Below are 19692 nucleotides of genomic sequence, written 5' to 3' on the forward strand. Positions count from 1 at the left end.
GGGGAGCAGGACCAGTACGAGACCGACGAAGGCAACCCCGATGGGCTTCACCAGCCACCCCACCCTCCCCTGGAGCGAACTGCACCGCCGGCTGACCGGCGCCGGGCCGGACCGCACGGTCGTCCCGCTGCGCCGCCCTGCCGAGAAGCCCTCTGCCGAGCAGCCGACCGCCGGGAGGCCATCTGCCGAGCAGCCCACCGCAGAGAAGCCCACCGCCGAGCAGCCCACCGCCGAGCAGCCCACCGCCGAGGAACCCCCCGTCGCGAAGGCGGAGAACGGCGAACCCTGGGCCGAACTGCACGTCCACTCCGCCTTCAGCTTCCTGGACGGCGCCAGCGACCCGGAGGACCTGGTCGCCGAGGCGGCCCGGCTGGGCGTGGAGACCCTGGCGATCACCGACCACGACGGCCTCTACGGCGCTGTCCGGCTCGCCGAGGCGGCCCGGGGGACGGGCGTGGCCACCGCCTTCGGTGCCGAACTGACACTCCGTCAAGAAGACTCCACCGAACACCTCCTGGTCCTCGCCCGCGACCCGGCCGGCTACCGCCGCCTCTCCGCCGCGATCGCCGCCGCCCAACTGGCCGGCGGTGCCAAGGGCCGCCCGGCGTACGACCTCGCGACGCTCGCCGGGGCGCACGACGGCCACTGGGCGGTGCTCACCGGCTGCCGCCTCGGCCGGGTCCCGGCGGGCCTGGCGACCGGTGACGCGGAGCGGCGACTCCTCACTCTCACCGAGGCGTTCGGCCGCGAGAACGTGTACGTCGAGCTGATCGACCAGTGGCTGCCCGGCGACGACCGGCGCAACGACGCCCTCGCCGCGCTCGCCGCCGGACTCGGGATCCCCACCGTCGCCTCCACCAACGCCCACCACGCCGGCCCCGCCCAGGGCCGCCTCGCCCAGAGCCTGGCCGCCCTGCAGGAGCGCCGCACCCTCCAGGAGGCGGCCGGCTGGACGCGGGCGTCCGGCACCGCGCACCTGCGCTCGGGCCGCGAGATGGCCGCCCGGCTGGCCCGCTTCCCCGGCGTGCAGCGGGCCACCGCCGAACTCGGCCGGGCCTGTGCCTTCGACTTCGCCAGGCTGGACCCGGAACTGCCCGGCTACCCCGTCCCCGAGGGCGGGACCGAGATCGGCCACCTGCGCGCCCTGGTCGCGGCCGGCGGCCCAGCCCGCTTCGGCCCCGGCAACGCCGCCGCCCGCCGCCAGCTCGCCAAGGAACTGGACGTGATCGAGGACCTGGCGCTGGCCGGCTACTTCCTGATCGTGCACGACATCGTGGACTTCTGCCGGAGCCAGGACATCTGGTGCCAGGGCCGTGGCTCGGCCGCCAACTCGGCGGTCTGCTACGCCCTCGGGATCACCGCCGTCGACCCGATCCACTACAAGCTGCTGTTCGAGCGCTTCCTCTCCACCGCCCGGGACGGCCCGCCCGACATCGACCTGGACATCGAGAACCGCCGCCGCGAGGAGGTCATCCAGTACGTCTACCGCCGCTACGGGCGCGAGCACGCCGCCCAGGTCGCCAATGTGATCACCTACCGCCCCCGGCTGGCGATCCGCGACGCCGCCCGGGTGCTCGGGTACCCCCAGGGCCAGGTGGACGCCTTCAGCCGGCAGACCGACTTCCGCTCCGCCCCCGGCGCGGACGCCGTCATCCCCGCCGACGTGCTCTCGCTCGCCGCCCAACTCCACGGCCTGCCCCGCCACCTGGGCATCCACTCGGGCGGCATGGTGCTCACCAGGGAGCCGATCGGGGAGATCTGCCCTACCGAGTGGGCCCGGATGCCGGGGCGCTCCGTCCTGCAGTGGGACAAGGAGTCCACCGCCGGCGCCGGACTGGTGAAGATCGACCTGCTCGGCCTCGGCATGCTCGCCGCACTCCACGACGCCTGCGACCTGATCGCCGAACACCACGGCCTGCGCTACGACCTGGCCGGCATCCCGGACGACGACAAGGGCGTCTACGCGATGCTGCGCCGCGCCGACACCGTGGGCGTGTTCCAGGTCGAGTCCCGGGCGCAGATGGCCACCCTGCCCCGGCTCAAGCCGGACCACTTCTACGACCTGGTGGTCGAGGTCGCGCTGATCCGCCCCGGCCCGATCCAGGGCGGCTCCGTCCACCCGTACCTGCGCCGCCGCGCCGGGGTGGAGCCGCCCGGCTGCCCGCACCCGCTGATGGAGAACGCCCTCGGCAAGACCCTCGGGGTGCCGCTGTTCCAGGAGCAGATGATGCAACTCGCCATCGACTGCGCCGGGTTCACCCCCTCCGAGGCCGACCGGCTGCGCCAGGCGATGGGCGCCAAACGCTCCCACGAACGGGTCGCCCGGCTGCGGACGAGGCTGCTCACCGGGATGGCCGAGCGCGGCATCCCGCCCGAGGTCGCCGAGGACGTCTACGGCAAGATCGAGGCCTTCTCCAACTACGGCTTCCCGGAGAGCCACGCGATCAGCTTCGCCTACCTGGTGTACGCCAGCGCCTGGCTCAAGCACCACTTCCCGGCGGCCTTCACCTGCGCCCTGCTGGCCAACCAGCCGATGGGCTTCTACTCGCCGCTCAGCCTGGTCGCGGACGTACGGCGGCACGGCGTCCGGGTGCGCGGGGTGGACGTCAACGCCAGCGGGCCGCGCCCCACCCTGGAGCCCTACCGGGGCCCGACGCCCGCGCCCCCGCTGACCGCCGGCCGACCGCAGCCGGCCATCCGGCTCGGCCTGGAGACGGTGCGCGGCATCGGCACCCCGCAGGCCGAGGCGATCGCGGCCGGGCAGCCCTACGCCGACCTGGAGGACTTCGCCCGCCGCACCGGCCTGCCCGCACCCGCCCTGGAGGCGCTGGCCACCGCCGGGGCCTTCGACTGCTTCGGCCTGACGAGGCGTCAGGCGCTGTGGGCAGCAGGCGCGTTCGCCGGGATCTCGGCCGACCTGCTCCCCGGCACCACGCCCGGCACCGAGGCGCCGGAGCTGCCCGGCCTGAGCCCGATCGAGGAGACCATCGCCGACCTGTGGGCCACCGGCACCTCCGCCACCAGCCACCCGCTCCAGCACCTGCGCGCCCACCTGGACCGCGGCGGCGCCCTCAGCGCCGCCCGACTCCCGGACGTGCCACCGGGAACGGCGGTGGTGGTCGGCGGCCTGGTCACCCACCGGCAGCGCCCGCCGACGGCCGGCGGGGTGCTCTTCCTCAGCCTGGAGGACGAGACCGGACTGATCAACGTGATCTGCAACCGCCCGGTCTGGGAGTCCCAGCGCCGCACCGCCCTGGACCGGGCTGGCCTGCTGGTGCACGGCCACATCGAACGCGACCGCGGCGCCACCAACCTGATCGCCACCCGGCTCACCCCGCTCCGGATCGGCCTCTGAGGGTGACCGCCGGCGCGGCACCGGCTCAGGCCACCGGATAGCCGATCTCCGCGAGGTCCTCGGCCAGTTCGTCCAGGTCCGTCTCCGCGTTGAGCGCCGCGATCACGGCCGGGGTGAGCGGGCGCAGCGCCAGGACGTGCCCGATCGCGGCGAGGTCCAGCTCCTGCTCCGGCTCGAAGTAGTCCTGGGCCCAGGCCAGGTAGGCCTCGGCCGAGCCGTCGGCGAGCAGCTCGACCAGGTGCTCCGCGCCGTGCTCGGCCGCCGCGCCCCGCCAGGCGTCGTCACCCTGGCCGCGCCAGAAGCAGCGGGTGACCGTCGGGCCGTCCTCGTCCCCGAGGGCGGGCTCCTCGGCGAAGCGGCGGAACTCCTCGGGTACGGCCGCGAGCAGCTCCGGGGCGTTGGGCGCCTCGTGGTCGAAGGCCCGTCCGTAGGCGCCGACGGGGGAGAAGATCACGCACCAGTCGTCACCCTGGCCGTTGCGCATCGACGCCAGTTCCTCGCCCTCGTCCCAGTGGGAGTCGAAGGAGTGGTACCGCGAATCCCAGTCCTCCGGGCTGAGGATCGCGTCGAGCATGGCGAGGGCGCGGCAGCGGTCACGCAGGTCGGTGACGGCGGGCAGGCGACTGAGCAGGTCGTTCATGCCCGCCATTCTCCCCGACGGTCCGACAGTTCGCTCACCGCCGGTGCCGCTCATTCGGGGTAGCGCACGAGCCCGCTCAGGTCCAGGTCGAAGTCGAACGGGTCGGGGATGCGCATGCTGTCGCCGAACTTCCGGTCGTGCCGCACGTGGTAGCGGTCGTGGTTCGGTTCGGAGAACAGCGTGACCGTGCCCTCCCGTGGATCGACGATCAGGTAGAGCGGGATGCCCATCACCGCGTAGTCGCGGAGCTTGTCCACCCAGTCGTTCCCCGAGTCGGACGGCGAGACCACCTCGACCACGACGAGGGCCTCCTCGGCGGGGGTGGTGTTGCCACCCCGGGTCAGGGCGGCGATCGGAAGGTAGGTCAGATCGGGGTTGCGTTCCTTCGTCACGTCGGGGGTGGTCAGCGCGCTGTAACCGCTGTAAACGTAGCCGTCCGGGACATGGCGCTCGAACTGCCGCTGGACGAGTGCGATGTTCAACTGGTGGATGTTGGAGGGGACCGCCTGCATGATCAGCGTGTCGCCGGACCATTCGACGCGGACGCCTTCGGGGGCCGTGCGCAGCACCTCCTCGACGTATTCGCGGTGCTGCTCGTAGAAGCTCATGGCGCTTCCTCCGGTCTGTGCGTTCGGCCGACTCGCAGTCTATGCAAAGACCCGCCCAGGGCGGCTCAGCCGCCGGCGGCCGGCTGCCGTCCCTTGCCGGGGGGACCGGCGAAGATCTGGGCGATCGGCAGCCAGGCGGTGGCGACCGGGCCGGTGGCGGCCAGGGCCAGGTCGTCGCGGTGGCGGCGCTGGGTGACCAGCAGGCAGAAGTCCAGTGCCGGGCCGGTCACCAGGTCCGTCGCGTCGGCCGGGCCGAAGGTCCAGGAGTCGCCGTCCGGCGCGGTCAGTTCGAGCCGGACCGGGGTCTCGGGGGCGGGCAGGCCGTGGGCGGTGAAGGCGAAGCCGAGGGTGCGCAGGCCGAGGTGGACGATGTGCCGCAGGCGGTCGGTGGGTTCCCGGGGCACGCCGAGCGCGTCGGCGACGTCCTGGCCGTGCGCCCAGGTCTCCATCAGCCGGGCGGTCGCCATCGAGGCGGGCTTCATCGGCGGGCCGAACCAGGGCAGCCGGGTGTCGGCGGGGGCGGCGGCCAGCGCGGCGAGCACCTCCTCCCGGCCGGCCCGCCAGCGGGCGAGCAGGGCGGCGGGTTCGGCGGCGGCGCCCTCCCGGGCGCCCTCCTCGACCGGGTCGGCCCCGGCGGCCAGCAGTTCGGTGAAGCGGCCGCCGAGCGAGGCGGTGAAGTCCTCCGGGGCGCGGGCGGCCAGCGCCGTCCAGTCGTCGGTCCAGGCCAGGTGGGCGATCTGGTGCGCGACCGTCCAGCCCTCGGCCGGGGTGGCCGAGGCCCATCCCGCGGCCGGCAGTTCGGCCACCAGTGCGTCCAGGACGGCGCTCTCGGCCCGCAGGTCGGCCAGCAGGCCGTGCAGGACGGGCGACACGTGGGGTGCGGGCGGGACGTCGCCCGGGGCGTTCGGGTCGGTCATCGGCTTCCCCTCCGACTGCGGTTGGACACGATGCGGTTGAACAGGAACCGTGGCAGTTGCTACCCGCCGGTAGCGCACGGCCGCACCCTACGCCCGGCGGGCTTCCGGCGCCCGCCACTCCACGAAACACGCACGTCAGGACTCTCGCCACCGGTCGCACCACGTGTGACAATTCCGCGATGACCAGGGCTGCGGACACCCCCACCGCCGCGCGATCCGTCGACGACGCCGTGCGGCCCGACGACCCCGAACTCGCCGTCCGCGCCGCCGAACTGGTGCGGTGCGCCGTGCTCGGCGACCTCGCCCGCCGGGTGGTGGACGAGTGCGGCGTCGACGTCGGTCTGGTCGGGGTGCCCGAGCCGCTGCCCGGGAGCCGCCCCGGCAGCGAGGGCATGGTGCTGCGGCACTGGGCCGGCACCCGGGCGGACCTGCTGCACGACGTGCCCGTCCCGGCCGGCCTGGGCCTCGGCGGCCGGGCGCTGGCCGAGCGCGCGCCCACCTGGGTGCCCGACTACCGTGCGGCGACGACCATTTCGCACCACTACGACGCGGCCGTGGCCGCCGACGACCTGTACGCGATGCTCACCGTCCCGCTGCTGGACGGCGACACCGTGTACGGCGTGGTGTACGCCTCGCTGCGCGCGGTGGTGCCGTTCGGGGACGTCCGGATCTCCGCTGTCGGCAGGCTGGCGGCGGCGGCCACCCGGGCGCTCGTCGGGGCAGCCGCCTGGAGCCGGGAGGATCCCCGGCCGGGGTCGGTCGAGCAGCCCCGACCGGGCTCGGCCGAGCGGCCCCGACCGGCGCCCCCGGCAAGGCCGTTGACCCGCCGCGAGCACGAGGTGCTGCGCTGGGCGGCGACCGGCCGGACCAACCCGGAGATCGCCGCCCACCTGGGCCTGACCCGCAACACCGTGACCGGCTACCTGAAGTCCGCGATGCACAAGCTCGGTGTCCGCAACCGGACCGAACTCGCCCTCACCGCCAAGGAGTCGGGCCTGGTCGGTTGAGCCCCGAGGTCAGTTGACCTGCCGCTCCCGCCCGCTCCAGTACGGCTCGCGCAGCCGGAACTTCTGTAGCTTCCCGGTGGCCGTGCGCGGCAGCTCCTCCCGGAGCTCCACCGAGGTGGGCGACTTGTAGCCGGCCAGCCGCTGCTTGCAGTGCGCGATCAACTCGGCTTCGGTGACGGCCTCCTGGCCCTCCCGGAGCACCACCAGCGCCTTGACCGTCTCACCCCACTTCTCGTGCGGCACCCCGATCACCGCGACCTCGGCCACCGCCGGGTGGCTGTACAGGCAGTCCTCCACCTCGATCGAGGAGACGTTCTCCCCGCCGCTGATGATGACGTCCTTCTTCCGGTCGGAGATGGTCAGTTGGCCGTCGGTGAGGGTGCCGCCGTCGCCGGTGTGGAACCACTCGTCGCGCAGCGCCTCGGCGGTCGCCTCCGGCTGCTGCCAGTAGCCGTCCAGGACGGTGTTGGAGCGCACCAGCACCTCGCCGGTGGCGTCCACCCGCAGCTGGGTGCCGAGCGCCGGGGCGCCGGCCTGCACCAGTTTCTCGGCCCGTTCGGCGGCCGGCAGGGCGTCCCACTCGGCGCGGGAGCGGTTGACGGTGACGATCGGGGCGGTCTCGGTCAGACCGTAGAGCTGCATGAACTCCCAGCCCAGCTGCTCCTCCACCTGCTGCACCACGGAGGTCGGCGGCGGCGCGCCGGCCACGATCATCCGCACCCGGTCCCGGCCGGGCACCGGGCCGTCCCAGTCGGCGGCCGCGTCCAGCACCATCTGCACCACGGCGGGCGCGCCGGACAGGAAGGTCACCCCGTGCCGTTCGACCCGGCGCAGGATCTCCGCGCCGTCGACCTTGCGCAGCACGATGTGCCGGGCGCCGAGCCCGGTGAGCGAGAACGGCAGGCCCCAGCCGTTGGCGTGGAACATCGGCAGGGTGTGGAGGTACACGTCCCGGTCGTTGGCGCCGTAGTGCAGGCCCATCAGCGTGGCGTTCAGCCACAGGTTGCGGTGGGTGAGCTGAACGCCCTTGGGGCGGGCGGTGGTTCCGCTGGTGTAGTTGATGGTGGCGGTGTCGTTCTCGGAGATCGCGTACCGGCGGGGCGGGTTGGCGAAGTCGTACAGCAGGGCGTCGCTGTCCGCGCCGAGTACGAACGTGTGCTTGGCCACCACTCCGTGCAGCGCGTCGGCGAGTTCGGGGTCGACCAGCAGCACGGAGGCGCCGCTCTGCTCGACGATGTACGCGACCTCCTCGGCCCGCAGCCGGAAGTTGACCGGCACCAGTACCCGGCCGTGGCCGCTCACCCCGAAGAAGGAGGTGAGCAGCCGGGCCGAGTTGTGCGAGACGATCGCGACCCGCTCGCCCGGCCCGACGCCGAGCCGGTCCAGCCCGGCCGCCTGGGCGCGGGCGAGTTCGGCGACCCGCCGGTAGCCGAGCTCGCCCCAGGATTCGGCCGGCTGCACCGGCTCGTCGACGATCCCGATCCGGTCGCCGTAGACCAGCTCGGCCCGGTCGAGGAAGTCCATCACGGAGAGTGGAATCTGCATGCGCCCACTGTCCTCTCCGGCAGTGGCGCTGCACACCCCCGATCGGGGGTGTCACCCGTCCGAGCGGATCCGCTCGGACGCCGCCAGGGTGGCCGCCAGCCGGTCCCGGGTCTCGGTCTGGGCGGCGATCCGGCGCTCCAGGACGGCCAGCCGCTCCCGGATGATCTCCAGCACCCCTTCGGAGGGCCGCCGGGAGAGCACGTCCCCGTCCAGGCAGCCGAGCAGTGGCTGGATGTCCTCCAGGGTGAGCCCGGCGGCCACCAGGGCACGGATGTTGCGCACCCGCACGACCGCCGGGTCCGCGTACTCCCGGTAGCCGTTGGCCGCCCGCTCGGAGGCGATCAGCCCGGCCTGCTCGTAGTGCCGCAGTGCCCGGGCGGTGCTGCCCGTCCGCCGTGCCAGTTCCCCGATCCGCACCGCTGCCCGTCTCGTCCGTCGTTCAAGCCGCCAGGCCGCTCAGGCCACCAGCGCGCCCCCGTCCACCGACAAGACTACGCCGGTCACGAACGAGGCCTGCGGCGCGGCGAGTTGGGTGATCGCCCAGGCCACCTCGGCGGGCCGGCCGATCCGGCCCAGCGGGGTGATCCGCAACTGCCACTCGAGGATCGCCGCCGACTGCTCGGGGCTGAAGCCGGAGTGCTCGCCGATGGGCGTGTCGATCGCGCCGGGCGCCACCGCCACCACCCGGATGCCGCGCGGGGCGAGTTCCACCGCCCAGCTGCGGGTGATCGTCTCCAGTGCGGCCTTGCCCGCCGCATACACCGAGTTGGTGGGCCAGCCGCGCTGCCCGACGGCGGTGCTGACGTTGACCACCACGCCCCGGCTCTCGGCCAGCGCCGGCACCGCGGCCTGCCCGAGTAGCACCGGGGCGACCAGGTTGGTGGACAGCAGTGCCTCGATGCCGGCCCGGTGGAAGCCGCCCAGGTGCTGGTCGCCGTGCACGATGCCGGCGTTGTTGACCAGGACGTCGAGCCGCCCGTGCCGCTCCACGGCCGTTCCGACGATCCGCTCGGGGGCGTCCGGCCCGGTGATGTCGGCGACCAGCGGCTCGATGAGTCCTGGGTGGGCCGAGGCCGTCTCCGCCAGCGGCCCGGGCCGGCGCCCGACCGCCACCACCCGGGCGCCACCGGCGGCGAAGGCCCGTGCCGTCTCCCGTCCGATCCCCGTTCCCGCCCCGGTGACCACCACGACCCGGCCGATTCCCGCTTCGTTCTCGTTGCTCATGCGCACACCCTCCGACCCTGCCGCCAGCGTCAGGGTCAAGTCGCAACCGCGGGGTGCCGCCGGTCGTCCGTAGGGATCGCAACGACCAGAGGGGGAGACCGCCCGTGAGCCACCTGAGCACCCGTCCGACGACCATGCGCTCGACGTCCACCCGTCCGACGGCGGACGGCCTGCTGCTGCGCCCCTTCGAGGACGCCGACGCCCCGGCCCTGATCGAGGCCTACCGGGACGAGACGCTGCGCCGCTTCACCCGGACCTGGCCGGACGACCCGGAGAAGGCCGCGCAGTGGCTGGCCGTGCAGTACGAGGGCCGGAGGGCGGGCACCCGCTTCGCCTTCGCCGTCCTGGAAGCCGGCGAACTGGTCGGCAACGTGGTGCTCAAGCGCGGCGCCCCGGGCGGGGAGCGGGCCGAGGTGGGCTACTGGACGGTGGCCGCGGCGCGCGGCCGGGGCGTGGCCCCGCGCGCCGTGGAGGGGCTCACCGTCTGGGCCTTCGACGTCTTCGCCGGGGACGGCCTGCTCCGGATCGACCTGCTGCACGAGGGCGACAACGACGCCTCCTGCCGGGTCGCGGAGAAGAGCGGCTACGCCTTCACGGAGATCCTCCCGGCCTTCCCGCCGTATCCGATGGACGGTCACCGGCACTCCCGGAAACGACTGGACGCGGCCGGACGGCACGGGTCAGAGTGAGCGCATGGCTTCTCTGGTACGACACGTGACGATCGACTGCGCCGACCCGCACGCGCTCGCGGGCTTCTGGGCACAGGTGCTGGACGGCACCGTGGCCGAGGACGACAACCCGGGCGACGAGGAGGTGGCGGTGAACTCCGCCGGTGCCGATCTGCTCTTCATCCGGGTGCCCGAGGGCAAGTCGGTGAAGAACCGGATCCACCTCGACCTCCAGCCGCAGGACCGCAGCCGCGACGAGGAGGTCGAGCGCCTGCTCGCCCTGGGCGCCACCGTGCTGTCCGACCAGCGCCGCCCGGACGGCACCGGCTGGGTCACCATGGCGGACCCGGAGGGCAACGAGCTGTGCGTCGAGCGCAGCCAGGCCGAGCGCAGCGCCACCGGCGCCGCCTGAGCCACCGGGCCGTCTGAGCCCCGGGCCGCCTGAACGCCCGGCGCCGCCTGAAGCCCCGGGGCCGACGGCGCCGGGCCGTCACCGGGCGTCCGCCGGATAATCGACCCTGTCTGACACCAACGAGGCCACCCCTCCGAGCACCAGGCAGGTACTCCATGGCCAGCATCGCCGTGATCGGCGCCAACGGCACCATCGGCAGCGCCGTCGTCGCGGAGGCGGCGGCCCGCGGGCACGAGGTCACCGCCGTGGTCCGCCGGCCGGACCACTACCGGGGCGGGGCCGCGGCCGTGGAACGCGGCGACGTGCTGGATCCGGCGGACGTGGCCCGGGTGGCGGCCGGCCGGGACGTCCTGGTGAGCGCCGTCGGCGGCGGCGACGGCACGGGCCACCTGGCGCTGATCGAACCCGCCGCCCGCTCGCTGGTCGAGGGCCTGCGGACGCTCGCCGACGGCGCGCCCCGGCTGGTCGCGGTCGGCGGCGCGGGCAGCCTGGAGACCGCGCCGGGCGTACGGGTCTGGGACGCCCCGGGCCTGCCGGAGCCGGTCCTGCAGATCATGCACGCCCACGGCGCGGCCCTGGACTACTACCGGACGGTCTCCGACGTCCGCTGGACGGTGCTCAGCCCGGCCGCCGAGATCGGCCCGGGGGAGCGGACCGGCCGCTACCGGACGGGCCTGGAACAGCTGCTCACCGACGCCGAGGGGCGCAGCCGGATCTCGGTGCCGGACTACGCGGTCGCCCTGGTGGACGAGATCGAGCAGCCCGAGCACATCGGCGAGCGCTTCACCTGCTGCGCCCTGTGACCGCCGTGGGCCGGGCCCGGGCCCGGGGCCCCGTTCAGCCCAGCTGGATCGACCGCTTGGCCAGCCCCATCCAGAACCCGTCGATCACGCTGCGCTGGCTGCCGAGGTCGGCCTCGCCGGCGCCGAGGGTCACGAACAGCGGGGCGAAGTGCTCGGTGCGCGGGTGGGCGAGGCGTCCGGCCGGGGCCTTGTGCTCGAAGTCGAGCAGCGCGTCCAGGTCGTGGGCGTCCAGGGCGCGCCTGCCCCAGTCGTCGAACTCGGCCATCACCGAGGTGATCCGGCCGTCGCTGCTGAGCGCCCGCAGGTTGTGGGTGAAGAAGCCGCTGCCGATGATCAGCACGCCCTCGTCGCGCAGTGGGGCGAGCCGGCGGCCGATCTCCAGCAGGCGCTGGGGGTCCAGGGTGGGCATGGAGATCTGCAGCACCGGGACGTCGGCCTCCGGGAACATCTCCACCAGCGGCACGTAGGCGCCGTGGTCGAGCCCGCGGTCGGGGATGTCCTGGACGGGCGTGCCGGGGGCGCGCAGCAGCTTGCGCACGCGCTCGGCCAGCTCCGGCGCCCCGGGGGCGTCGTACCGGACCGTGTAGTAGTGCTCGGGGAAGCCCCAGAAGTCGTAGACCAGCGGGACGGTGGTGACGGCGCCGACGGCCAGCGGGGCCTCCTCCCAGTGGGCGGAGACCATCAGGACGGCCTTGGGCCGCGGCAGGCCGGCGGACCAGGCGGCCAGCTGGCCCGGCCAGATCGGGTCGTCGGCGAGCGGCGGCGCGCCGTGCGACAGGTACAGGGCGGGCATGCGCTCGGGGGCCGCGGTGCTCATGGCGTCCTCCTCAAGGACCAAGTTCAAGGGATCGAGCTGAAGGGATCGAGGGAGTAGTTCAAATTTGAACCTCTATCTCGGGACGGTACACCTTCGTTCGAATTTGAACAACAGGAGTAGGCTTCACCCCATGTCCTCACTGAACGAACCCCGCTGGCTCGACCAGGACGAGATGGCCGCCTGGCGGGGCTTCGTCGTCGCGAGCAACCTGCTCAACCGGCGGCTGGAACGCCAGCTCAAGGACGACTCCGGCCTCTCGCACCAGCAGTACGAGATCCTGGTCCACCTCTCCGCCGCCCCCGGCGACTCGCTGCGGATGACCGAACTCGCCGACAAGCTGGTCACCTCCAAGAGCGGCCTCACCTACCAGGTCACCCAGCTGGAGCGGATGGGCCTGGTCGGCCGCCGCTCCTGCCCCAGCGACGTGCGCGGCGTCATCGCGGAACTCACCGACCAAGGCCGGGAGACCCTGCGCCAGGCCGCCCCCGGGCACGTCGCCCTGGTGCGCGAGCTGCTGATCGACGTACTCAGCCGCGAACAGCTCGCCGTCCTCGCCGAGAGCCTCGGCGCGGTCAGCGCCCGCCTGCGCCAGGACGAAACCCCCTAAGGCCGAAACCCCCTAAGGCCGAAACCCCCTGAGGCCCGAAACCCCCTAAGGCTCTGAATCCCCCAACGCGGCGGCCCGCTCCCGCAGCAGCTCCCGCTCCCGCTCGTTGCGGGTCAGCTCCGCCGCCCGCTCGAACTCCGCCCGCGCCTGCGCCCTCCGCCCCAGCCGGGCCAGCAGATCACCCCGCACGCTCGGCAGCAGGTGGTAGCCGCGCAGGGCCGGCTCCGCCGCCAGCTCGTCCACCAACTCCAGGGCGGCGGCCGGGCCCTGGGCCATCGAGACGGCCACCGCGCGGTTCAGCGCCACCACCGGCGAGGGCGTCAGCACCAGCAGCCGCCCGTACAGCGCGGCGATCGTCGCCCAGTCGGTGTCCTCGTACCGCCGCGCCTTGGCGTGGCAGGCGGCGATCGCGGCCTGCACCGAGTACGGCCCGGCGCCCGCCCGTTGGAACGCCTCGAAGCCGCGCCGGATCAGCAGCCCGTCCCAGCGCGCCCGGTTCTGCTCGGCCAGCAGCACCGGGCGCCCGTCCGGCCCGGTGCGGGCGGCCGTCCGGGAGGCCTGGAACTCCAGCAGTGCGGCCAGCCCGTGGGCCTCCGGCTCGTCGGGCACCAGCGCGGCCAGCACCCGGGCCAGTCGCAGCGCGTCCTCGCACAGCTGCGGGCGGAGCAGGTCGTCCCCGGCGGTGGCCGAGTAACCCTCGTTGAAGATCAGGTAGACGACCTCCAGCACCGAGGCCAGCCGCTGCGCCCGGTCCTCCCCGTACGGCACCTCGAACGGCACCCGCGCGGTGGCCAGCGTCCGCTTCGCCCGGACGATCCGCTGCGCCACCGTCGACTCCGGTACCAGGAAGGCGCGGGCGATCTCCGGGGTGGTCAGCCCGCCCAGCAGCCGCAGGGTGAGCGCGATCCGGGCCCGCGCGGAGAGCACCGGGTGGCAGGCGGTGAAGATCAGCCGCAGCAGGTCGTCGTCGATGGACTCCGGGTCGGACGGTTCCTCCGGCTCCGGTGCTGCGTCCTCCAACGACCGCCCCACCTCGGCGAGTTTGCGGGCGTAGACCTCCCGGCGGCGCACCAGGTCGATCGCCCGCCGCTTGGCGGTGGCCGTCAGCCAGGCGCCCGGGTTGTCCGGGACGCCGTCGCGCGGCCACTGCTCCAGCGCGGCCACCAGCGCGTCCTGCGCCAGTTCCTCGGCCAGGCCGACGTCCCGGACGATCCGCGCGGCCACGGCGATGATCCGCGCGGACTCGATCCGGAACACCGCCTCGACGACGTCCGTCGCCTCCCTCTCCGTCACGGCCACCCATCAGAGCAGCCGACGGATCGGGAGGCAACCGGGTGGGAGGCGACCGGGGCGGGTGCGGGCGCCACGGCCGTTACTGCGGGGGCTGCGGCATCTCCTCGATCTGCCGGACCTCCGCCTCGACCGGCCAGTGGGTCGGGTGGGTCCGCAGGAAGCGGCGGGTCCACTCCAGCGCCTCCGCCTTGTCCTTGCACTGCAGGATCGCGTAGCCGCCGACGACCTCCTTGGTCTCGGTGAACGGCCCGTCGGTGTAGCCGATCTTCCCGTCGTTCCAGGTCAGCCGGGTGCCCTGGGCGGTCGGGGTCAGCCCGGCGGTCCCCAGCATCACCCCGGCCCGGGTGATCTCCTCGAACAGCGCACCCATCCGCTGCTCGAACCCGGGGTCGGGCTCCCAGTCGTCCCGGGCGTTCTCGTCGATGCGGATCAGCGTCATGAAGCGCGGCATGGTGGCTCCTCGGTCGTGCGGGCGGGGCCTCTCCCCGCCGCTCACCCCTGCGTCGATCGGGCCGGCGCCGGATCGACACCCGTCGCGGAGAATCTTTCCGCCGGTTCCCGGACCGGGGGCCGCGGGTTGCTCCGTCCGTGATCGAATGGTCCAAACCTCGCCGGACGGCCCGCCCCGCTCTCCCGAGCGGCCCTGAACGCCCGCCCCGGCCGCCCCGCCCCGGCGGTGACGAAACCGCTCGACCGGGGCGGCTTTCCGTGTCAACATGCCCCATATGGGGACGATTCTGCACGGCACCCTGGTCACCCTCCGCCCGGCCACCGCCGACGACATCCCGACGCTGGTGGCGATCCGCAGCACGCCCGAGGTGTTCGCCCGCTGGCGCGGCGGTGACGACCTGGTCGACGAGGTCGCGCGGGACTTGGAATCGCCCGACACCGAGACCTTCGCGATCGACGTGGGCGGCCGGGTGGTCGGCGCCGTCCAGTGGTACGCGGAGAACGACGACGAGTACCGCCACGCCGGGATGGACCTCTTCCTGGACCCTTCGGTGCACGGCCTGGGTCTGGGCACCGACGCGGTGCGCACCATGGCCCGGCACCTGGTGCACGACCGCCACTACCACCGGCTGGTGATCGACCCGGCCGTGGACAACCTCGCCGCGATCCGCTGCTACACCAAGGTGGGCTTCCGCCCGGTCGGCACCATGCGCCAGTACGAGCGCGGTTCGGACGGCAGCTGGCACGACAACCTGCTGATGGATCTGCTCGCGGACGAACTGTCGGACGGCTGACGGAGGGTCGCCCGGGCCCAGGGGTCCGGTGCAAGGGTGTACAGACATCTTGTCAGCCAAGCGCCCTGACCTGTACAGACACCTCACCGCCACAGGAGCGATCGGAACTGGTCGGCTGGCGTTCTTCCCGAAGTACCGAGCAGTAGCTAGCGTTCCCCCGCCAATCCCCGGCGGCCGGTCACCCCGGCCGGTCCGGGCCCCACCGGATTGACGGATCCCCAGGAGAACGCCCATGCTCTCGCGTCGTACGGCCACCGCCCTCACCACGGCGGCCGCCGCCGCACTGCTGCTCGGCGGCATCGCCCCGAGCGCCTCCGCCGCCACCGCGGCGGGCCCCACCACGCTCTCCGTCTTCGCGTTCAACGTCGACCTCGGCACCGCCATCGTCGACAGCACCCAGAACGAGCAGGCCGCCCGCCGCACCCCGGTGGTCGAGCAGATCGTCCGCCGGCACAACGCCGACGTGGTCGTCCTGGACGAGCAGTTCAACAACAGCTCGACCGCCGACATCAACACCAAGCTCGCCGACCTCTACCCCTACCGCACCCCGGTGGTCGGCCAGACCTGCTCCGGCGGCGGCTGGACGGGTGTCAGCGGCAACTGCTCCAGCTCGTGGTTCGTCATCAACGGCGGCACGATGATCCTCTCCAAGTACCCGATCACCGCCCAGTACGCCCACGTCTTCAGCAACTCCACCTACGGCACCTGGGACTACCACGCCAACAAGGGCGCGGCGCTGGTGCGGGTGAACAAGAACGGCAGCACCGCCTGGGTGGTCGGCACCCACCTGCAGGCCGACGAGGCCGACACCTCCACCGACACCACCCAGTCCACCCGGCTCGGCCAGCTCGCCGAGATCCGCGCCTGGGTCGACGGCATCGCCGGCAGCAGTGCCCCGGTGCTGATCGGCGGCGACCTCAACGTCGAGTACTTCCACGGCCAGGGCCGCGGCGACTACGCCAACGCCCAGAACGCGGTCAACGGCGTGCTCGGCACCCCGGCCACCGACCCGAACCAGGCCCGCACCACCATGGACTGCCCGGTCTCCTCCTGGTGCCAGTACATGGCGGGCGTGGAGACCTTCCCGACCGACTACCGGGACGACCTCGACTACATCGGCTACCTCAACGCCCCGGGCCGCCCGGTGCCCGCCTCGATGTCCAACGTGACGATCGACTTCGACCCGCAGGCCGGCTGGGCGCCCGGGCAGCCGGACACCAACGCGCCCAGCGACCACTACCCGGTCGAGGCCAGTTTCCAGCTGAACTGACCTACGGCTCAGGGCCGTTGGGCCGCGGTCTCGGCCGGGCAGCCGCAGGAGCGCCGCACCACCAGCCGGGCCGGGAAGGTCCGGGCCCCGGCGGCGCGGCGCTCCGCCCCGCCGAGCACCAGGTCCACCGCGGCCCGGGCCATCTCGTCCTGCGCGGTGGTGACGGTGGTCAGCGCCGGTCCGGCGATCACCGCCTCGGCGATGTCGTCGAAACCCGCCACCGCGAGGTCCTCCGGCACCCGGATGCCCAGGTCGTCGGCGGCCCGCAGCAGGCCGATCGCCTGGTCGTCCGTGGCACAGAACACGGCGGACGGCCGGTCGGGCCGGCCCAGCAGGAGGAGCGCCTCGGCGTGCGCCCGGACCCGGTCGAAGGGCGCCGGGGTGAGCCGCCCGTCGGTGGACAGCCCCGCCCCGGCCAGCGCCTCGGCCCAGCCGGCCGTCCGCCCGGTGACCGGGTCGAGCGGGCTGAGCGCCAGGGTGCCGCCGAAGCAGTGCACCTCGGGGTGGCCGTGGCCGAGCAGGTGACGGACCACCTCGCGGGCGCCGCCCTCGTCGTCCGCCACCACGGCCACGCCGTCGGCGCTCTCCGTACGGTGGTGCAGCAGCACGACGGGGGTGCCGTCGGCCGAGTCGAAGCCGGTCAGCCCGGGGGCGGCCGGGTCCTGGGTGACCAGGATCAGGCCGTCCACCTGCATCCCGAGGAAGGCCCGGATGTAGTGCGCCTCACGTTCGTCGGCGTAGTCGGAGTTGCCGATCAGCAGCAGTCGGCCGTGCTCGGTGGCGGCCTGCTCCACGGCGTGGGCCAGCCCGGCGAAGAAGGGCTGACGGGCGTCCGGCACGACCATCCCGAGCAGGTCGGTCCGCCGCCGGGCCATCGCCTGGGCGACCCGGTTGGGCCGGTAGCCGAGCTCCTCCACCGCCGCGAGCACCCGAGCCCGGGTCGCCGGCGCCACCGGACGCGGCCCGTCGTTGATCACATAACTCACGACCGCCGTGGACGTCCCCGCCACCCGCGCCACATCGTCCCGTGTCACCCTCGCCATGACGGATGAGCCTACACAGCGGCTCCGACCAGCGCGTTTCCCGCATCCGAGGGCGGCCCCGACCGGCCCGCCCCGGTTGCAGGGCAGGTGGTGCCGTGCCGACGCTTGCGGGACGGGCGGCAGCGGGTGCCGCCACCGACCGCGGGAGCAGGCCGATGAGTACGCCGCCGCACCGCAGGGCCGTCCGGCCGCCGCGCCCGTCCACCCGGCCGCGGGTCCGCATCCACGCCCGGGTGCGTGCCACGAGCGCCACCCGGCCGAAGGTCCGGCCCTGGCGGGCGTACGCCGTGGTGGTGGCGATCGTGCTGTCCGTGACCGCGGGCCTGCTGCTCTACTTCAACGAGCGCTCCAGCCGCGGCCACGCCCAGGTGGTGGGCAGTTCCTCCGGAACGGACTTCCTGGAGGTCGACGTGGTGCTCCAGCGGGTGGACGCGGCCGCCCAGACGGTCGGCGCCAAGGTCCTGGTCCAGCCGCGCGGAGCGCTCGGGACGCCCGGACTCCAGCTGATCCCGGCGAAGGACGTGGTGCTGGAGACCACCTCGCTGGAACAGACCGTGCTCAAGTACCCGGCCGGCCAGCCGATCGCCTCCAGCCTGGTGTCGTTCAGCCTGTTCGGCGGGCGGGTCACCGACTACCCCTTCGACGGCTACCGCACCCGGATCGGCTTCCGGGCCACCGTCGGGGGGAAGCCGGCCCCGGTGGTGATCGGGATCCAGGAGGCCGACCCGTTCTTCGCCTTCACCCCGGCCGAGGAGGAGGCCGAGGGCCTCGGCCTCGCCGTCACCGAGCGGATCGGCCGCTCGCGCAGCACCTTCATCCTGGCCTGGTTCATGATGGCCGCGATGTGGGCGCTGGCCCTGGCCGTGCTGCTGGCGGCCTGGCTGATCGTCCGGCAGCGGCGCGGCATCGTCTGGCCCGCGCTGAGCTGGATGGCGGCCACCCTGTTCGCCCTGGTCGGCATGCGCAACGCCGCCCCCGGCAGCCCGCCGATCGGCACACTGCTGGACTACGCGGCGTTCTTCTGGGCGGAGCTGCTGGTCGCGGTGGGCCTGACCATGGTCGTGGTGCGCGGCGCCCGCGTCGAGGGCGCCCACCGGCCCACCGCGTAGCGGCCCGGCCCGAAGCCTCAGTCCGCGTGGTCCGCGCAGGCCTCTGCGGCGAGCCGCAGGGCCCGCTCCGCGCGCGGCCCGCGCAGCACCAGCAGGGTCTGCGCGAGCGCGTCCACGGCGGTCAGGTCGGCCGGCCGGCTGGCCGTGGTCTCCACGCCGGAGACCCGCGGTGTACCTGGAGGATCTGAACGTGCGCGGCCTCGCCCGAGGCCGGTTTAGCCCCGGTTTCTGGGTCCGTGAGCCTAGACGGCGTCCGGCACGATCACGGTCAGCGAGGTCTCCCGCAGCCGGAACCCCAGCCCCTCGTACAGCCGGCGGGCCGGGTTGCCCTCGGAGACCACCAGGTGCAGGTCGGCCAGCCCGCGCCCGGCGGCGTCCGCGACCGCCCGGCGCAGCAGGTCGGCGCCGAGGCCGCGGTAGCCGCGCCGCGGGTGGCGGAACACGTCGGCGACCCAGGGCAGGCCGTCGCGGTCGGTCAGCACGGCGGCGCCGACCACCCGGTCCTCTGCGTCCACGGCGAGCAGGCTGGAGGGCAGCACCGGGCCGATGACCTTCCCGGCCAGCAGCGGGCCGATCCGCTCGGCCAGGGCCCGGGCGTCGTCACCGGGGAAGTGGTCCACGTGGGTCGGGTGGAAGGCGGCCCGCCAGGACTCCAGCATCTCCTCGGGCGAGCGGTCGCAGGGCACCGCCCGCAGGCCCTCGCGCAGCGGCGCCCCGGCCCACTCGGCGGGCGGCGGGTCGGCGCGCAGGTCCCGCCGGAGGGTGTGGGCGTGGCGCAGCGGCGTCGCGCCCAGCGCCAGCAGCCGCTGTCCGAGCTCGGGGCTGCCGGAGACCACCCAGCCGGGCAGCTCGGTGCGGATGTACTCGGCGGCGTCCGCCGAGTCGTCCAGCACCTCCAGCAGGTCGGCCCAGGGCCGCCCCTCCCGCTCGCCCGGCTGGTACCGCAGCACCGGTACGCCGCCGTCGTCGTGCCTGACCACCCAGTCCGTTTCGGGCACGGCCCACCCCATTTCGCGAGATCGTTCGCCGACGGCCCATGCTCACCAGTACCGGAGCGTCCGGGCAACAGGTTTTCGACCGGCGGGTCCTCGTGCGGTGGGGTGGTGCGTCCCGCGCCGGGGTTCAGCGCC

Annotated in this window: 21 protein-coding genes; 9 read left to right on the plus strand and 12 right to left on the minus strand. The window is 73.8% G+C overall.

The window, feature by feature from the left end; genetic code table 11:
- Positions 1-40 precede the first annotated feature (40 nt).
- Complete coding sequence (locus BG452_RS17190) at positions 41-3355, plus strand: error-prone DNA polymerase (RefSeq protein WP_188305181.1); 3315 nt, start codon at positions 41-43, stop codon at positions 3353-3355.
- A 25-nt stretch (positions 3356-3380) separates the two neighbouring features.
- Here the strand turns inward: BG452_RS17190 and BG452_RS17195 are convergent, their stop codons facing one another.
- From BG452_RS17195 to BG452_RS17205, 3 genes are all read right to left on the minus strand, one after another.
- Positions 3381-3995 carry a hypothetical protein gene (locus tag BG452_RS17195; RefSeq protein ID WP_223242340.1) on the minus strand — a complete coding sequence of 205 codons (615 nt, stop codon included), beginning with the start codon at positions 3993-3995 and terminating at the stop codon, positions 3381-3383.
- Positions 3996-4045: 50 nt separating this feature from the next.
- Positions 4046-4603, minus strand: coding sequence for a Uma2 family endonuclease (locus BG452_RS17200; RefSeq protein ID WP_188305183.1), 558 nt, complete (start codon positions 4601-4603; stop codon positions 4046-4048).
- Between the two features lie 65 nt (positions 4604-4668).
- Positions 4669-5520 (minus strand): TIGR03084 family metal-binding protein, encoded by an 852-nt coding sequence (locus tag BG452_RS17205; protein ID WP_188305184.1) that lies wholly within the window; start codon positions 5518-5520, stop codon positions 4669-4671.
- 179 nt (positions 5521-5699) lie between these two features.
- Here BG452_RS17205 and BG452_RS17210 point away from each other — a divergent pair, with 179 nt between their 5' ends.
- Entirely contained in the window at positions 5700-6527 is an 828-nt protein-coding gene (locus tag BG452_RS17210) for a helix-turn-helix transcriptional regulator (RefSeq protein WP_188305185.1), read from the plus strand.
- 9 nt (positions 6528-6536) lie between these two features.
- Here the strand turns inward: BG452_RS17210 and BG452_RS17215 are convergent, their stop codons facing one another.
- From BG452_RS17215 to BG452_RS17225, 3 genes are read right to left on the minus strand one after another with little or no spacing between them, the layout of a single operon-like run.
- Entirely contained in the window at positions 6537-8072 is a 1536-nt protein-coding gene (locus tag BG452_RS17215; RefSeq protein WP_188305186.1) for an AMP-binding protein, read from the minus strand.
- 51 nt (positions 8073-8123) lie between these two features.
- Complete coding sequence (locus BG452_RS17220) at positions 8124-8489, minus strand: MerR family transcriptional regulator (protein WP_188305187.1); 366 nt, start codon at positions 8487-8489, stop codon at positions 8124-8126.
- A gap of 39 nt (positions 8490-8528) precedes the next feature.
- Positions 8529-9296: an SDR family NAD(P)-dependent oxidoreductase gene (locus BG452_RS17225; RefSeq protein WP_188305188.1), complete on the minus strand. Its 768-nt coding sequence runs from the start codon at positions 9294-9296 to the stop codon at positions 8529-8531.
- Between the two features lie 104 nt (positions 9297-9400).
- Between BG452_RS17225 and BG452_RS17230 the strand changes: the two genes are divergently transcribed.
- The 3 genes from BG452_RS17230 (at position 9401) to BG452_RS17240 (ending at position 11179) form a co-directional block, all read left to right on the plus strand.
- Entirely contained in the window at positions 9401-9985 is a 585-nt protein-coding gene (locus tag BG452_RS17230) for a GNAT family N-acetyltransferase (RefSeq protein WP_317621093.1), read from the plus strand.
- Between the two features lie 4 nt (positions 9986-9989).
- Positions 9990-10376, plus strand: a complete 387-nt coding sequence (locus tag BG452_RS17235; RefSeq protein WP_188305189.1) for a VOC family protein — start codon at positions 9990-9992, stop codon at positions 10374-10376.
- A gap of 155 nt (positions 10377-10531) precedes the next feature.
- Entirely contained in the window at positions 10532-11179 is a 648-nt protein-coding gene (locus BG452_RS17240; protein ID WP_188305190.1) for an NAD(P)-dependent oxidoreductase, read from the plus strand.
- Between the two features lie 34 nt (positions 11180-11213).
- On the opposite strand, the gene BG452_RS17245 is transcribed toward BG452_RS17240, so the two are convergent.
- Complete coding sequence (locus BG452_RS17245; RefSeq protein WP_188305191.1) at positions 11214-11996, minus strand: dioxygenase; 783 nt, start codon at positions 11994-11996, stop codon at positions 11214-11216.
- Positions 11997-12135: 139 nt separating this feature from the next.
- On the opposite strand from BG452_RS17245, the gene BG452_RS17250 reads away from it, so the two are divergent.
- Positions 12136-12603, plus strand: coding sequence for a MarR family winged helix-turn-helix transcriptional regulator (locus BG452_RS17250; protein ID WP_188305229.1), 468 nt, complete (start codon positions 12136-12138; stop codon positions 12601-12603).
- Between the two features lie 45 nt (positions 12604-12648).
- Here BG452_RS17250 and BG452_RS17255 read toward each other — a convergent pair whose 3' ends face one another.
- Positions 12649-13902 carry an RNA polymerase sigma factor gene (locus BG452_RS17255; protein ID WP_188305192.1) on the minus strand — a complete coding sequence of 418 codons (1254 nt, stop codon included), beginning with the start codon at positions 13900-13902 and terminating at the stop codon, positions 12649-12651.
- A gap of 73 nt (positions 13903-13975) precedes the next feature.
- Positions 13976-14347 (minus strand): YciI family protein, encoded by a 372-nt coding sequence (locus BG452_RS17260; protein ID WP_188305193.1) that lies wholly within the window; start codon positions 14345-14347, stop codon positions 13976-13978.
- 274 nt (positions 14348-14621) lie between these two features.
- On the opposite strand from BG452_RS17260, the gene BG452_RS17265 reads away from it, so the two are divergent.
- Both BG452_RS17265 and BG452_RS17270 read left to right on the plus strand, forming a co-directional pair.
- Positions 14622-15140, plus strand: a complete 519-nt coding sequence (locus BG452_RS17265) for a GNAT family N-acetyltransferase (RefSeq protein ID WP_188305194.1) — start codon at positions 14622-14624, stop codon at positions 15138-15140.
- Positions 15141-15372: 232 nt separating this feature from the next.
- Complete coding sequence (locus BG452_RS17270) at positions 15373-16410, plus strand: sphingomyelin phosphodiesterase (protein WP_188305195.1); 1038 nt, start codon at positions 15373-15375, stop codon at positions 16408-16410.
- Positions 16411-16418: 8 nt separating this feature from the next.
- On the opposite strand, the gene BG452_RS17275 is transcribed toward BG452_RS17270, so the two are convergent.
- Positions 16419-17453: a LacI family DNA-binding transcriptional regulator gene (locus BG452_RS17275; protein ID WP_188305196.1), complete on the minus strand. Its 1035-nt coding sequence runs from the start codon at positions 17451-17453 to the stop codon at positions 16419-16421.
- Positions 17454-17608: 155 nt separating this feature from the next.
- Between BG452_RS17275 and BG452_RS17280 the strand changes: the two genes are divergently transcribed.
- Positions 17609-18562, plus strand: a complete 954-nt coding sequence (locus tag BG452_RS17280; protein ID WP_188305197.1) for a DUF4436 family protein — start codon at positions 17609-17611, stop codon at positions 18560-18562.
- A 17-nt stretch (positions 18563-18579) separates the two neighbouring features.
- On the opposite strand, the gene BG452_RS17285 is transcribed toward BG452_RS17280, so the two are convergent.
- Both BG452_RS17285 and BG452_RS17290 read right to left on the minus strand, forming a co-directional pair.
- Positions 18580-18717: a hypothetical protein gene (locus tag BG452_RS17285; RefSeq protein WP_188305198.1), complete on the minus strand. Its 138-nt coding sequence runs from the start codon at positions 18715-18717 to the stop codon at positions 18580-18582.
- A gap of 87 nt (positions 18718-18804) precedes the next feature.
- A complete protein-coding gene (locus BG452_RS17290) occupies positions 18805-19560 on the minus strand; it encodes a GNAT family N-acetyltransferase (RefSeq protein WP_317621094.1) in 756 nt (251 codons plus the stop codon).
- Positions 19561-19692: the final 132 nt, after the last annotated feature.

The organism is Streptomyces sp. CBMA123 (genome assembly GCF_014596465.1).
In the GTDB taxonomy this organism is placed as follows: domain Bacteria; phylum Actinomycetota; class Actinomycetes; order Streptomycetales; family Streptomycetaceae; genus Kitasatospora.

Bases quoted from the DNA above. Each gene is read 5' to 3' on its own strand.
- BG452_RS17270 (WP_188305195.1), top strand. From the start codon at position 15,373: ATGCTCTCGCGTCGTACGGCCACCGCCCTCACCACGGCGGCCGCCGCC.
- BG452_RS17225 (WP_188305188.1), bottom strand. From the start codon at position 9,296: ATGAGCAACGAGAACGAAGCGGGAATCGGCCGGGTCGTGGTGGTCACC.
- BG452_RS17235 (WP_188305189.1), top strand. From the start codon at position 9,990: ATGGCTTCTCTGGTACGACACGTGACGATCGACTGCGCCGACCCGCAC.
- BG452_RS17240 (WP_188305190.1), top strand. From the start codon at position 10,532: ATGGCCAGCATCGCCGTGATCGGCGCCAACGGCACCATCGGCAGCGCC.
- BG452_RS17260 (WP_188305193.1), bottom strand. From the start codon at position 14,347: ATGCCGCGCTTCATGACGCTGATCCGCATCGACGAGAACGCCCGGGAC.
- BG452_RS17210 (WP_188305185.1), top strand. From the start codon at position 5,700: ATGACCAGGGCTGCGGACACCCCCACCGCCGCGCGATCCGTCGACGAC.
- BG452_RS17190 (WP_188305181.1), top strand. From the start codon at position 41: ATGGGCTTCACCAGCCACCCCACCCTCCCCTGGAGCGAACTGCACCGC.
- BG452_RS17245 (WP_188305191.1), bottom strand. From the start codon at position 11,996: ATGAGCACCGCGGCCCCCGAGCGCATGCCCGCCCTGTACCTGTCGCAC.
- BG452_RS17265 (WP_188305194.1), top strand. From the start codon at position 14,622: ATGGGGACGATTCTGCACGGCACCCTGGTCACCCTCCGCCCGGCCACC.
- BG452_RS17215 (WP_188305186.1), bottom strand. From the start codon at position 8,072: ATGCAGATTCCACTCTCCGTGATGGACTTCCTCGACCGGGCCGAGCTG.
- BG452_RS17195 (WP_223242340.1), bottom strand. From the start codon at position 3,995: ATGAACGACCTGCTCAGTCGCCTGCCCGCCGTCACCGACCTGCGTGAC.
- BG452_RS17200 (WP_188305183.1), bottom strand. From the start codon at position 4,603: ATGAGCTTCTACGAGCAGCACCGCGAATACGTCGAGGAGGTGCTGCGC.
- BG452_RS17280 (WP_188305197.1), top strand. From the start codon at position 17,609: ATGAGTACGCCGCCGCACCGCAGGGCCGTCCGGCCGCCGCGCCCGTCC.
- BG452_RS17275 (WP_188305196.1), bottom strand. From the start codon at position 17,453: ATGGCGAGGGTGACACGGGACGATGTGGCGCGGGTGGCGGGGACGTCC.
- BG452_RS17205 (WP_188305184.1), bottom strand. From the start codon at position 5,520: ATGACCGACCCGAACGCCCCGGGCGACGTCCCGCCCGCACCCCACGTG.